This is a genomic window from Mesorhizobium sp. M1E.F.Ca.ET.041.01.1.1 (assembly GCF_003997355.1).
GTDB lineage: Bacteria > Pseudomonadota > Alphaproteobacteria > Rhizobiales > Rhizobiaceae > Mesorhizobium.
The window spans coordinates 1-12,414 of the sequence record NZ_RZSL01000144.1 but is presented as its reverse complement, the minus strand read 5'-3'; the positions used below and the strand labels follow the sequence as shown (position 1 = coordinate 12,414).

At 60.9% G+C, this 12,414-nt stretch carries 11 protein-coding genes and 1 pseudogene; 3 read left to right on the top strand and 9 right to left on the bottom strand.

Going from position 1 to position 12,414, the window contains the following annotated elements; translation table 11 throughout:
• From EOA38_RS14480 to EOA38_RS14450, 7 genes and pseudogenes are all read right to left on the bottom strand, one after another.
• Window positions 1–439: pseudogene (locus EOA38_RS14480) on the bottom strand (NAD(P)(+) transhydrogenase (Re/Si-specific) subunit alpha); the annotation flags it as partial.
• Between the two features lie 96 nt (window positions 440–535).
• Window positions 536–1,273 carry an SDR family oxidoreductase gene (locus tag EOA38_RS14475; protein WP_127299490.1) on the bottom strand — a complete coding sequence of 246 codons (738 nt, stop codon included), beginning with the start codon at window positions 1,271–1,273 and terminating at the stop codon, window positions 536–538.
• Entirely contained in the window at window positions 1,270–2,076 is an 807-nt protein-coding gene (locus tag EOA38_RS14470; protein ID WP_127299489.1) for an aldolase/citrate lyase family protein, read from the bottom strand. The genes EOA38_RS14475 and EOA38_RS14470 overlap by 4 nt, the downstream gene beginning before the upstream one ends.
• Window positions 2,077–2,078: 2 nt before the next feature.
• A complete protein-coding gene (locus tag EOA38_RS14465; protein WP_127299488.1) occupies window positions 2,079–3,050 on the bottom strand; it encodes a phosphoglycerate dehydrogenase in 972 nt (323 codons plus the stop codon).
• A gap of 12 nt (window positions 3,051–3,062) precedes the next feature.
• Window positions 3,063–4,217, bottom strand: coding sequence for a Gfo/Idh/MocA family oxidoreductase (locus EOA38_RS14460; RefSeq protein ID WP_245480829.1), 1,155 nt, complete (start codon window positions 4,215–4,217; stop codon window positions 3,063–3,065).
• 142 nt (window positions 4,218–4,359) lie between these two features.
• Window positions 4,360–5,502, bottom strand: a complete 1,143-nt coding sequence (locus EOA38_RS14455) for a LacI family DNA-binding transcriptional regulator (protein WP_127299486.1) — start codon at window positions 5,500–5,502, stop codon at window positions 4,360–4,362.
• A gap of 74 nt (window positions 5,503–5,576) precedes the next feature.
• On the bottom strand, window positions 5,577–6,545 hold the full coding sequence (locus EOA38_RS14450) for a Gfo/Idh/MocA family oxidoreductase (RefSeq protein WP_127299485.1): 969 nt from the start codon (window positions 6,543–6,545) through the stop codon (window positions 5,577–5,579).
• An 83-nt stretch (window positions 6,546–6,628) separates the two neighbouring features.
• Here EOA38_RS14450 and EOA38_RS14445 point away from each other — a divergent pair, with 83 nt between their 5' ends.
• The gene (locus EOA38_RS14445; RefSeq protein ID WP_127299484.1) at window positions 6,629–7,525 is read left to right on the top strand and encodes a sugar ABC transporter substrate-binding protein; all 897 of its coding nucleotides are present in this window, start codon (window positions 6,629–6,631) and stop codon (window positions 7,523–7,525) included.
• A 55-nt stretch (window positions 7,526–7,580) separates the two neighbouring features.
• Here EOA38_RS14445 and EOA38_RS14440 read toward each other — a convergent pair whose 3' ends face one another.
• Both EOA38_RS14440 and iolD read right to left on the bottom strand, forming a co-directional pair.
• Window positions 7,581–8,450 (bottom strand): SMP-30/gluconolactonase/LRE family protein, encoded by an 870-nt coding sequence (locus EOA38_RS14440; RefSeq protein ID WP_127299483.1) that lies wholly within the window; start codon window positions 8,448–8,450, stop codon window positions 7,581–7,583.
• A gap of 14 nt (window positions 8,451–8,464) precedes the next feature.
• Complete coding sequence (iolD, locus tag EOA38_RS14435) at window positions 8,465–10,339, bottom strand: 3D-(3,5/4)-trihydroxycyclohexane-1,2-dione acylhydrolase (decyclizing) (RefSeq protein WP_127299482.1); 1,875 nt, start codon at window positions 10,337–10,339, stop codon at window positions 8,465–8,467.
• Between the two features lie 133 nt (window positions 10,340–10,472).
• Here iolD and EOA38_RS14430 point away from each other — a divergent pair, with 133 nt between their 5' ends.
• Window positions 10,473–11,228 (top strand): SDR family oxidoreductase, encoded by a 756-nt coding sequence (locus tag EOA38_RS14430; RefSeq protein WP_127299481.1) that lies wholly within the window; start codon window positions 10,473–10,475, stop codon window positions 11,226–11,228.
• Window positions 11,206–12,414: Gfo/Idh/MocA family oxidoreductase (locus EOA38_RS14425; protein ID WP_281060099.1), on the top strand; the 1,209-nt coding region annotated here is incomplete at its 3' end. The genes EOA38_RS14430 and EOA38_RS14425, both read left to right, overlap by 23 nt.

The window sequence follows — 12,414 nt, the reverse complement described above, 5'->3', positions numbered from 1 at the left end:
CGTCGATCACCGCCTGATAGCCGGCGAGATTGGCCTGCGAGGAGAGCACGTCCATCACCTGCGCGCGGGTGATGCGCGGCATGAATTCCATCGAAAAGGCGGTGATGCCGGCCTTGGCCATCGCGGCCACCGCAGCGTCGTTGCCGTAAGGATCCATGATGGCGATGACGGCGGCGCCGGACTTGTAGCCCTTCAGCTCGGTATCCGTCGGCCGGCGCACTTTCAGCACCACGTCGGCCTTTTTGGCATCGCCGGCAGTTCCGATCGTGCCGCCGGCAGCGGCAAACTCTTGATCGGTGATGCGCGAGCCGAGGCCAGCGCCCTTCTCGACGATCACCTCGAAGCCAAGGCCCGCCAGCCGTTTCACCGTCTCGGGTGAAGCCGAGGCCCTGGTCTCTCCGGGAAGAATCTCTTTCCCTACGAATACGGTAAGCCCCAAACCATTCCCCTCCGCGGTTACACACGAGGCGTTCTCTCGAGCGCCGCTGGAAAGAAAAACCGAGCGGCCCGAGAGATATTCCGGATTGCTGAACGTTCAAAGGAGTGTACGGCCGCCGTTCACCGCGAACTTCTGACCTGTGATAAAGTCTGCTTTCGAGGATGCCAGGAAGACGACCATCGCCGCGATATCCTCAGGCTTTCCAAAATGACCGAGTGGCGTCCGGTCTAGGTACCAGTCTCGATTTGACTGCGGGATGCCGGCATGCCGCTCAACTGGTATCCAGCCCGGCGCCACCAGATTAACGGTGATCCCCTCAGGGCCAAGTTCTTTGGCCCAGGATCTCGTCATCGACAGCATTGCGCCTTTCGCAGAGGCGTAGTTGCCAAAGTAAGGATTCCCAAGCTCGGCAATTTCCGAGCCGATATTGATGACTCTGCCGGACTTGCGTGCGCGCCAATCCGGCAGCACCAGCTGGAGAAGTTCAAGCGGCGCCTTGACGAAGAACTCGAGCTGATCGAGGTACGTCCGCCATGACTGCTCCATCAGGGGCATTTCCGGTTGTGGTCCTGTCGCATTGTTCACTATGAGATCAACCGGCCCCAAGGCGTTGCGTATCTGGTCCAGGCCATCGCGCAGCTGGTCGCTGTCCACGACGCTGAAGCGTGCAGCAAAGGCCCTCCCCCCGCTTGCCTCGATGGAACGCACAACTTCGGAAACACTCTTTTCGTCGGAGGCATAGTTGACCGCCACGGCCCAGCCTTCTGCCGCCATGCAGCGTGCCATGACTGCACCCAGTCCGCGCGATGCGCCGGTTATCAAAGCCACTTTCATGATTTCGGCCCTCCTGAAATTGTTGTCGCGCCTTGGAAGGCGGAAGCGTCGAATGCTGAACGGAGGGAGCTGGCCCCCTCCTGCAGAAAGGTCTGGTCACTCGAAAGCAGGAAAAGACTCGACCCCATGGCAAGCCAGCCAGGGAGTTCAGCAAGATCCGAGACGAACATGCCTGTGCGCATCCCGGCCTCGCCCGCCTTCCGGCAGATTTCCTCGACGGCTTCCACCACCTGCGGATCTCTGGGAGAAGCAGCCCCCATCGAGATGGTGAGGTCAACCCGGCCGATGAACAGGCAGTCCAGACGTTCGATGCGGATGATGTCAGACAGACGGTCGAGTGCTTCCCGATCCTCGATCTGGGCAATGATGACCGTGTCTTCGGTGGACCGCTGCCGGTGCTCGGCCATCGATTTTCGCGTGAAGCCCGCCGCACGCGTTGAACCTGCGTAACCGCGGCCGCCGGGACCGAACAGCGAGCTCTGCACCAGCCGATCAGCCTCTTCACCGTTACGGATGTGGGGAGCGACAATTCCGATCGCCCCGAGATCAAGGCAATTGAGCAGACTCTCAGCCGATGTCGCGGCAGGGCGCACAAGGACTGGCATGCCGAGAGCGCTGCTAGCAAAAATTGAGCCGTCGAGGTCGCCACGATCGAACGGCGCGTGTTCAGCATCAAGACACAGGACATCCAGTGCCGAGCACGCAAGCACTTCCGTCACGATTCGGCTGGGCGTCTTTATCCAGGTGCCAACAAGTGGCGTTCCGGAACGCAGTCGCGAACGAAATGAACCAGCCTGATCCATGATCAGCGATGTCCTCGGATTGCTTCGCGATTGACAACCGTGTTGGGAAAACGTCCCTCAAGCACGTCGAGTACGGACTGCGTGGCCGACGCGGTCATGCGGTCAATCGATTCGTAGCTGATGCCGCCCATGTGTGCGGCGCAGACCAGATTGGGAACATCTCGAAGGGCGTCGGCGCCCGGTGGTTCAGTTTCGAAAACGTCCAGGGCCGCTCCGCCCAGCCTGCCGTCGCGCAGGGCCTGGAAAACAGCCTGCTGGTCCAAGACGGGACCGCGGGATGTGTTGACCAGAATGGCCGTCGGCTTCATCCGTGCAATGGCCGCCCCATCAATGAGCCTGGTGGTTTCTGCAACAAGGGGGACGTGGAGACTGACGATGTCTGAGCGACCGAGCAGCTCTGCGAGACTGCCGACTTTTTCAGCTCCGGAAAGCGCGTCGACCTGGGCGTCAAAAAAGCAGAGGTCAACTCCAAAACCGTGAAGCCGGCGCGCCACGGCGCGTCCTATGGTGCCTGCGCCTACAAGTCCAACGGTCTTGCCAGGCAATTCGCCCGGCGTCAGTGGACCGACGCGGTCCCAGCGCCCCGCCTTGACCGAGCTGTCCTGCTGCGGAATCTTGCGCACCGCCGAAAGGATGAGTGCCAGCGTGTGGTCTGCCACCGTCTCGGCGTTCATGCCCGGCGTGATCGAGATGGCAATGCCAAGCTCGTCAGCCATGGCGCGGTCGATAGAGTCAAAGCCGACACCCACCCGGGCGATCACACGCAGGTCCGGAAGCGCACCCAGCACCTCGGCGGTGAAGGGATCTGTGCTGACGATCGCGCCGGCGCAGCCTGCAGCCAGTCGCACCAGCTCGTCAGGTGTCCGGTTGCCAAGCTTTGGTGCCAGCACCAGCTCATGGCCGGCATCGACGAGACGTCTTCCGGTTGAAATGCCGTCGCGGTCGAAACCGGGCCAACTCACGAAGATATGCATCGGATTGCCTCTTCAGTCGTTCAGGCGGCGGTAGGAAATACCGACACGCTGCCCGAGACTGGCCGCCCTGATCGCGGCATCAATGATTTCGGAGCAATAGTAGCCGTCACGGAACGTCGCGCCGATCGGTTCAACGTCATGCAGTCCTGCGATGGCACCAAGAATGTGGACCGCTTCGTGACTGAACGTATCCACCCAGCCAAGCGGATGTCCGGGCGGAAACCAGCTTGACTGGTAGGGATCAGAATTTCTTATGACAGGAATCGTGCGGAAGGCCTTGTCGGCCCCTGCTACACGCAGCTCGTTGAGACGCTGCATCGAAAACGCTATCGACCCCTTCGAGCCGTCAACCTCTATCCTGCTCGTAACGAGATGACCGCCAGCGACGCGGGATGCTTCAACGACACCGAGTGCACCGTTATCGTAATCGAACAGTGCCGCGAACTGGTCGTCCGTCTCGATACGGGTACCATCGTCTGCGCTTCCGACTTTGATACGCGTTACAGCCTGGACGCTGACGGGATCTGCTCCCATGAGGAAACGGGAAACGTCAATGTGGTGGGCGCCAAGATCACCCAGCGCTCCCGCACCTGCGGCCTGGATGTCGTCACGCCAGCTCTTCTGGCGCTTCTCCCCCAGTGATGACGACACGAGGAACTGCGACCGGTAGTGCTGGATTTCACCAATCTCGCCAGACTGGATGATCTGTCGCGCGAGCTGCAGTGCCGGAAAGAAGCGATAATTATAGGCGCACATGTGTTTGACGCCCGCCCTGTGGGCCGCATCCCACATTGCAAATGCATCGTTTGCCGTAGGCCCGAGCGGCTTTTCGCAAAATACGTGCTTGCCAGCTCGTGCCGCCGCGATTGTCGGCTCTACATGAAGTGCATTCGGGCCTGAATTGTCGAGCAACTGGATCCTGTCGTCGGAGACAATCTCGCGCCAGTCCGTAACGCCCTGCTCCCAGCCCAGTTGACCTCGCGCTGTCTCGAGCTTTTGCGCGTCGCGCCCATAAATCGACACCAGTCTCGGGCGCGGCACGCCCTCAGGGGCAATGAGAGGTACATCGCGATAGCCCAGCGTGTGCGACTTGCCCATGAAGGCATAGCCGATCATGCCAATGCCAATGTGGTCAGACCCGGCCATCCAGAAATCCTGTTTTTGCACTTTTGCCCGCCGGACCCGATCAGAACCGGCGTCAGAAGTCATAAAATGCATAGCTATGCAAAGTCAAGTCGAAACGTTGAACGGGCGCAATATCCGGCAGGTACAGTGACGTCCGGGGCGAAAACGGAAAAAGCTGAATCCGTCAGGAGCCGATCTGACGGTCGGTTGACTTGCGTTCGCAAAGCGTCCCGGGCACAAGGCGCAACCTGCCGCCACTGGCGGTCCCTTCCTGCCATCGCTGCTTGAGCGCGGCGATGGCCGCGTCGACCATTTCCGGCCCGTTCTGGCGAACCGTCGTCAATGAATAGGAGGGCCAGCTGGAAAATGTCGCATCATCGAAGCCTGCAATCATGACGTCTTCGGGGATTCGCAGCCCATATTCGGCCCGGGCACATTCCATCGCACCGATGGCAGTAAGGTCGTTTGCGCAGAACACCGCGTCAGGCCGATTCGATGCAGCGAACAAGATACGGGCTGCTTCATAGCCGCCCTCGTAGTGGAAATTTCCTTTCGCGATCTCGACGTCCTCGACGCCGAGTTCTTTGAGCCGTCCGATAAACCCCTGCTCGCGATCGGTATTGGCGAGTGTCTCGTTGCCGGCGATATATGCGAAGCGTGTTCCACCCTTCTGAAACAGCAGATTTGCAACAGCCCTGCCGCCCTCGACATTGTCGCAGCATACGGCGGAAACCCATTTGTTCTGCTGCCGCCCGTTCAGCAGGACAACCGGGATGCGCATCTGTGCGCATTCATCCGCGGCCTCCCTGGACATGATCGAAAGCGCCGAAATGATCCCGTCGACGCGATAGCGCATTATGAGGGGGATTGCTGCGTCGAAGTACTCGTTGTGATCAACGAAAAACACCAGAACCTGATAGCCCTGCGCCTGGAACTGGCGCGTGAACTGCTCAAATATCTTGGCATAGTAAGGATTGTACATTCCGCCAATGACGATGGCGACAAGATGCGAGCGGTGCGTGACCAGGATGCGCGGGAGGATGCTCGGCTGGTACCCAAGTTCGCGCGCCGCCGCGATAACTTTCTCCCGCGTCTTCTTGCTGACGCTGGCGCCAGGAGTAAAGGCGCGCGACACTGCTGACTGCGACACCCCGGCAAGACGGGCCACGTCGATCGACGACGGCTGGAGCCTGCCCCCGCCATCCGGGCCGGTGGTGGTATCAATTAGCGCCGGCTGCTTCCTGCCGTTTTCATTGTCTTGCCGCACGCCTGTCTCCGCCCTGAATTGCAATGCACAGACAGACAGGTTAGCGGCATTGCCGGTCATCGACAATGTCACGGTCAATGTGACGCCCCGGTTCCCACATCAGGCCTCCCGCAGACCTGCGCCGAGAGGCTCCTTTATTGCGCCGCATGGATCACACGCTCCACAAGATCGAAGGCTTTCAGACCGTTCTCAAGGGTGCAGTACGGATCGCCGCCAGATCTCAAAAGGTCGGCGAGATGATCGATCTCCGCCTGGTAAGCATCGCGATAACGCTCCGCAAAGCCGGCATGGCGACGATCGAGGTGTGTTCCCCGCGCTGAATCCAGGCGCACGCAACTGATTCTGGGATCATCGCAAACCAGACGACCGGCCGATCCAAAGACCTCAAGCCGCTGCTCAAATCCATGTACTGCCCGCCTGGTGGCTGAAACATGGGCGACTGGCCCGTCGTTCCACTCCAGCTGAAGCGACACCGTGTCATGATCAGCGATCTCGGCCAGGCCCGCGTCAACATTCCTATCCAGGCGGGCGTGAACGCGGTCGGGCTGGCGTCCAACGAGCCAAAGCAGTTCATCCAGGTCATGAACGACCATGTCTGCGACGATGCCGCCCTGATGTGCGGTTACGCCACGATCCGGAAGAGAGACGTCACGGCTGAGCTGCAGTATGTGCTCTGTCTTGCCGATGCCGCCCGCTGCTATCCGGCTCTGGACCTCGCGCCGCATCGGATCGAAACGCCTGTGAAGTCCTAGGATGACCGGAAGCCCGGATCTGCCCACAAGGTCGATTGCTGCCTCGATAGAACGTCGATCGCGGGCAACGGGCTTTTCGCACAGCGCCGGCAGACCGAGATCGACGGCCATAGCAAGATAGCTGACATGCGTGTCTGTCGGCGACGCGATGACGATGGCGTCTGGCACTGCCGCCCCAACGGCCTCACCCAGGGTGGGAAAACAGGGTACGCCCCAGTCTGACGGCAGGCTGCCCGGAGGAAGGGCGTCAACGAAGCCCGCGAGCTCCAGCGACGGGCTTCGGTGAACGGAGCGGGCGTGGACGGAGGCTATCCGTCCTGTTCCAACAATGACAATCCGGTACTTGCGCATGGGCAACTTTTCGATTGATCTTCGACTGGCAAGCATGTAGCACGGAGACAGATGAATAGCTATGCAAATCTGGTGATATTCCCATGCGGCCCAGGCGTCTGAAATTCTACGCGATCACCCACGATATCCTCGGAGACGTGTTCTGGGATGTCTTCCGTAGGGGACTTCTGGACGCGGCAGAGCGATACGACGTCGATGTGGAGCACCTGCGACCTGGCAAATTCTCGCCTGAGATTCAGGCGGGCCTTATCGAGGGAGCCATGCACGCACAGCCGGACGGAATCATATCCACCATCCCGCGCGTGGAGGCGGTCGACGCACCACTTCGTGCGGCCATCCAGCGCGGCATACCGGTCATAGCAATCAACGCCAGGGACCCGCGGCCTGCAGGCGAACGCATTCCCTACCTGTTTTACATCGGCGGTGACGATACCAATGCAGGCCGTCTGGCGGGCAACTACCTCATCGGAAAGGTCTCACCGAAAAGTGGAATGTGCGTGGATCACTATCTGCATGATCACATCTGCCACTCCGACCGCTATCGCGGTTTCGAACAGGCTTTCTCATCAAAGGGCCTCAAGTCAGACCGGCTGCGCGTCCCTGGCGGCGACGCCGAAGCCTGCGCGAAGGCAGTCGCGGAATACCTGACCGAAAACTCCGAGGTAGATGCCGTGCTCACGCTTGGTCCTCCCGGAGCACAGGCTGTCATCGACGCCCGCAAGCTGGTACCTCGCGAACGTCAGTGGGCACATATGACATTCGACGTTGCCCAGCCGCAGATTGATGGCATCCGATCGGGCGACATCATCGCCACGATCGACAGCCAGCAATATCTGCAAGGTTATCTGTCGGTGCAGCAGATGTGGCTGCATGTGGCGCAGGGATTCACCATGGCCGACGACATCTACACTGGCCCGGCCATTGTCGATGCGTCCAATGTCGACGCAGCCGAGGACGGCGTGAGGCGGGGCATCCGCTAGACGACTGCCACGATCGATCCCGGTGCAGGCCGAAGTCTCGTAGCCGCGGCTCGCTTCAAATCAGACTCACCGGTTCCTGCAGACCCCTTGCGTCCGGCCTGAAGATGAACAGGTTGCCGGCTTCGGTCTGGGAGCGTCTCTGTTCATCACCAAGCAGCCGCTTGGCGGTTGTCACCGCAAGGTAATCGAGATCGGGCCCGCAGAATGCGCACGACGTCACCTGCGTGGCTGGCAATGCCACTTCATGCAGACGACGCCCTTCCGGATCGTAGACAGAGATCCGCCCGCCCCCGAACTTGGCGTTCCAGATGTTGCCGTCGCTGTCGGCAACGGCGCCATCGGGGATCGATTCCAGTCCGGTATCGTCGGCAAACATCTCCCGCCCTGCAAGCTCGCCGCTCTGCAGATCGAGATGATAACGCCAGATCACCTTCAGATGACTGTCGGTAAAAATCACCTCGTTCCCGGGAAGGAAGACCAGCGCGTTGGGAACGTGAACTCCTGACAGCGGCCGGCTGATCTCGCCGGCTGGCGAGACCCGGTAGAGGCTGCCTTCCGGCCTGCGGCCGAGCGTTGACATGGACCCGATCCAGAAATTGCCCGCCGGGTCAGCCTTCCCTTCGTTCAGCCGGTTTGCTGGCATGCCCGTTTCAGGATGCAGAAGGTACTGATATTGTCCGCTGGCAGGGCTGAAGCGGAAAAGGCCAGTCTGGGCCGCGACCAAGATTTCATCACTGCCGAGCAGCGCCAGACCGCCGCCCAATGCTGGCAGCGGCCAGGTGCGCATCGCACGGGACGTCCAGTCAAGCTCGAAAAGCGTGCAGCGTATAATATCTACCCAGTAGAGACGGTTGCTGCGGTGGTCCCACAGCGGGCACTCGCCAAGCTCCATCTGGACCGGCAGCACTTCTGTCGGCTGGTACATCGGCTTTCCTCCGGTCAGACCAGCGTCTTTTGCCTGGCGCGCCCCGTCTCGTAGCGCCTGCGTGCCTCACGCACCCGTTCCAGGCCGGAAACTTCGGCGACGCCGACCTCCCACCACAGACCGGCTCCGAGCGAACCGCCCCGTTTCTCGGCCTTGACGACAATCACTGCGGGACCATCGACAGTCCTGGCCTGGGCGAGCGCTTCGGCAAGGCCATCGGGATCGGAAGCTGAAAATACCGCGCAGCCCATCGATCGCGCGTTTGCAGCATAGTCGACGTCGAGATAGTCGCCGTCGGGCTGGCGCCCTTCGGCCGAACGCCGGCGGAACTCATTGCCGAAATTGTCCGCTCCTGTGGAGTCCTGCTGGAGCGCCCTGATGCACTGGAACCCCCAGTTCTCGATGACGACCGCGATCATCCTGGCCCCCTCCTGCACTGCCGTCACCAGTTCGGTCGGCCCCATCAGGTAGGTGCCGTCTCCGATGACAACGAACACGGTGCCCCTGTTTTCGCGTGCGATCGCGACACCCAGCCCTGCGGGTATCTCATGACCCATGCACGAAAAGCCGAACTCGATGAAGCACTCGCTGCCCGCCGAATTGTCCCAGGCTTTCATGATCTCGCCCGGTGGCGTGCCCGCCGCGGCAATGACAACGTCTCCCCTGACAGCCGCCTGGTTGATTTTGGCAATAATCGTCCCCTGCCTGAGAGGTGCCCCCTGCTCATGCGAGATCGACGCCCTGTACTGCTCAAGCCACGTATCGACCGAACCGCGAACCTCGCTTCGAAAGCTGTCGGAGGTAGCATAGCCCTTGGCTGTCAGCGCCTTGCTAAGTGCTTCAAGGGCGAGCTTGGCGTCCGCGACGATGGGCTCGGCGCCAAGCTTGTAGGCATCCTGTGCATTGACGTTGAGTGAAAGATAGCGGGTCCCGCTGTTGAAATGCGATCGCGAGGCGGTCGTAAAATCTGTCAGCCGTGTACCCACCGCAATCACAAGATCGGCTTTCTCACCAATCCTTGCGGCCGCGGCCGTTCCTGTGGTGCCGCCGCCTCCCAGAAGCAGCGACGCGCCCTGCGACACTCCCTTGCCAGCGAATGTTTCCATGACCGGGATGCCGAAGCGGTTGCAGAATGCCACGAGTTCGGCCTCAGCCGCGGCATACCGGACGCCTCCGCCGGCAACGATCAGAGGCCGGCTGGAGTGCGAAATCATGTCCGCTGCACGTGCGATCTCGTCTGCATTCGGGCTTGCCCGGCGAATCCGCCATACGCGTTTTTCGAAGAACCCTGCCGGATAGGAAAACGCCTCGCCCTGGACATCCTGGGGAAGCGAGATGGTGACAGCTCCGGTTTGTGCCTGATCGACGAGGATACGCATGGCCTCCGGCAGCGCTGTCAACAGCTGTTCAGGACGCGAGATCCTGTCGAAGAACCGGGAGAGAGGGCGGAACGCATCATTGACAGACAGGTCCGCCTCAAGCGGATGCTCAAGAAGTTGAAGGACAGTTCCTGGCCTGCGGTGCGCGAAGATGTCGGAAGGAAGCAGCAGCACGGGAACCCGGCTGACCGTGGCCGTCGCAGCCCCCGTGAGCATGTTGGTGGAGCCTGGGCCAATCGAGGCAGAACATGCGAGGGTGGCGCGCCTGTTCTTTGCCTTGGCGTAGCCCATTGCTGCATGAACCATCGCCTGCTCGTTCTTTGCCTGGTAGAACGGCAGCCCGTCGCCATACTCCTCCAGCGCCTCGCCCATTCCGGCAACGTTGCCGTGTCCGAAGATGCCGAACATGCCGCCGATCAGGCGCTCCTGCAGCCCGTCATAGTCCGAAAACTGCGACTTGAGGAAACGGACGACCGCCTGCGCAGCGGTAAGTGAAACTGTCTCAACCATTTTTCTGCGCTCCTGAATCTTGACTAGCTATGCATTTTGGGTTCTGAGTGTGACTGTCCTGCCGGCCTGATAAAGCCATATGCCCGCTTCTAGGGCAAAAACCGGGACAAGAGAAGATGGAAATTGAAATGCTATGCAAAACGATCCGGTGAAGCGCTTCGACGGTAAGGTTGTGATGGTGACCGGTGCATCGACGGGCATCGGGCTGGAAACCATACGCCGGATCCGGAGTGAAGGCGGCGAAGTGGCGGCCGCGCACCGGCGTGAACCGTCTTCGGTCGATGTAGACGGAGCTTTTTCGGTCCACCTCGACGTCACATCATCCGATGCGTGGCAGCAGGCCATTGCCAGAGTAGTCGAGCGCTTCGGCCGTCTGGATGTACTGGTCAACAATGCAGGGGCACGGGCAAGCGGAGGTGTCGAGGAGACCAGCCTCGAACTCTGGCACGAGATGATCGAAACCAATCTGACCAGCGTATTCCTCGGTTGCCGCGCGGCGGTCCCGCAGTTGAGAGCGGCCGGAGGCGGCGCCATCGTCAATGTCGGTTCGATCACCGGTATTCGCGGTACCGAGAATATGGTCGCCTATAGCGCCTCGAAGAGCGGGATAACCACCCTGACGGCATCGCTGGCGCTTGATCTGGCACGCGACCGGATCCGTGTGAATGCGGTCTGCCCGGCAGCCATCGGCACGCGCATGGTGACCTCCTGGCTGGGGGCTGCACAGGATCCGGATGCGGCCACCCGGGCGGTTGTGTCGAAGCATCCCATCGGCCGGGTCGGCAGGCCCGAGGAGGTGGCCTCGGTGATCGCATTCCTTGCAAGCGACGACGCCAGCTTCATGACAGGCCTCGCCATCCCCGTCGATGGCGGCCGATCCATCCGGTAGAAAGATCAAGAGCAGCCCAGGAGAGCAGCACGTGCAACGTTTGAGATTTGGTATTGTCGGGTCGGGTTACATGGCCAAGACCCACAGCTTGGCGCTCCGCAACCTTGAAAGCTTCCTCTGGCCGGACATGCCGCGGATCGAAATGATCCGACTTGCCGACATAAATGCCCGTCTTGCGGAAGAGAGCGCACGCCGATGGGGATGGGCCGAAGCAACTACAGACTGGAAGCGAATTACTCGGGCCGATGACATAGACGTCGTGGTCATCATAACCCCCAACGACAGCCATGAGGAGATCGCCTGCGACGCCTTTGCCAACGACAAACATGTCTTCTGTGAAAAGCCGCTCGCCAGTTCGGCTGCCTCCGCATGGCGCATGGCAGAGGCTGCCAGCCGGTCTGGCAAGGTCAACATGGTGAACTTCGTTTACCGCTGCTGGCCCGCGGTCCAGTTTGCCAGGAAGCTGGTCGATGACGGCGAACTCGGTGAGCTGCGCCACTTCGAAGGGCATTTCTTCCAGGACTACGCCAACGCACCGGACCTGCCCTATGCGTGGCGGTTTGACAGCGCGCGGGCCGGCGCCGGCGCTGGCGGGGATCTCGGTTCCCACATTTCCGATATTGCGGTCGCGCTTGTAGGTCCCGTTGCCCGCGTTGCGGCATCATCGCGAACATATTTTCCGCAGCGGGCTGACGGAGCGGCAATGCGCGACGTCACCGTCGACGACATGATGACCACGCTGGTGGAATTCAGGTCGGGAGCAACGGGCTCGATCCACTCATCGTGGGCGGCAACCGGCCACAAGAGTGACCTGGCCTTCACCCTGATCGGCTCCAGGGGGACTCTGTCGTTCAGTTGGGAACGCAACAACGAAATCCATCTCTATACCGAGGCGGAGCAGAAGGACCGCAGCGGCTTCCGTCGCATCATGATTGGCGGCATCCACCCAGAAGCCGAGCCATTCTGGTATGCCCAGGGCCAAGGCCTCGGCTACGGAGAGGCGTTCGTGATCACGGCCCGCCGCCTCGTCGAGGCAATTCAGAAAAATAACACCTCGGCTTCGCCGAGTTTTGCAGAGGCCGCCCATGTCAACGCGGTCATAGAGGCAACTGTGAAGGCAGCCGCAACGAGACAGTGGCAGGAGGGGGCCGGGGGATCGCCGGCCCCCCTGTTTAAAATTCGAGGG

What these genes read in the sequence shown, in the direction of transcription:
- EOA38_RS14440 (WP_127299483.1), bottom strand. Translation starts at nt 8,450, where the DNA reads ATGTACCAGCCGACAGAAGTGCTGCCGGTCCAGATGGAGCTTGGCGAG.
- EOA38_RS14445 (WP_127299484.1), top strand. Translation starts at nt 6,629, where the DNA reads ATGCGGCCCAGGCGTCTGAAATTCTACGCGATCACCCACGATATCCTC.
- iolD (WP_127299482.1), bottom strand. Translation starts at nt 10,339, where the DNA reads ATGGTTGAGACAGTTTCACTTACCGCTGCGCAGGCGGTCGTCCGTTTC.
- EOA38_RS14455 (WP_127299486.1), bottom strand. Translation starts at nt 5,502, where the DNA reads ATGACCGGCAATGCCGCTAACCTGTCTGTCTGTGCATTGCAATTCAGG.
- EOA38_RS14465 (WP_127299488.1), bottom strand. Translation starts at nt 3,050, where the DNA reads ATGCATATCTTCGTGAGTTGGCCCGGTTTCGACCGCGACGGCATTTCA.
- EOA38_RS14475 (WP_127299490.1), bottom strand. Translation starts at nt 1,273, where the DNA reads ATGAAAGTGGCTTTGATAACCGGCGCATCGCGCGGACTGGGTGCAGTC.
- EOA38_RS14430 (WP_127299481.1), top strand. Translation starts at nt 10,473, where the DNA reads ATGCAAAACGATCCGGTGAAGCGCTTCGACGGTAAGGTTGTGATGGTG.
- EOA38_RS14450 (WP_127299485.1), bottom strand. Translation starts at nt 6,545, where the DNA reads ATGCGCAAGTACCGGATTGTCATTGTTGGAACAGGACGGATAGCCTCC.
- EOA38_RS14470 (WP_127299489.1), bottom strand. Translation starts at nt 2,076, where the DNA reads ATGGATCAGGCTGGTTCATTTCGTTCGCGACTGCGTTCCGGAACGCCA.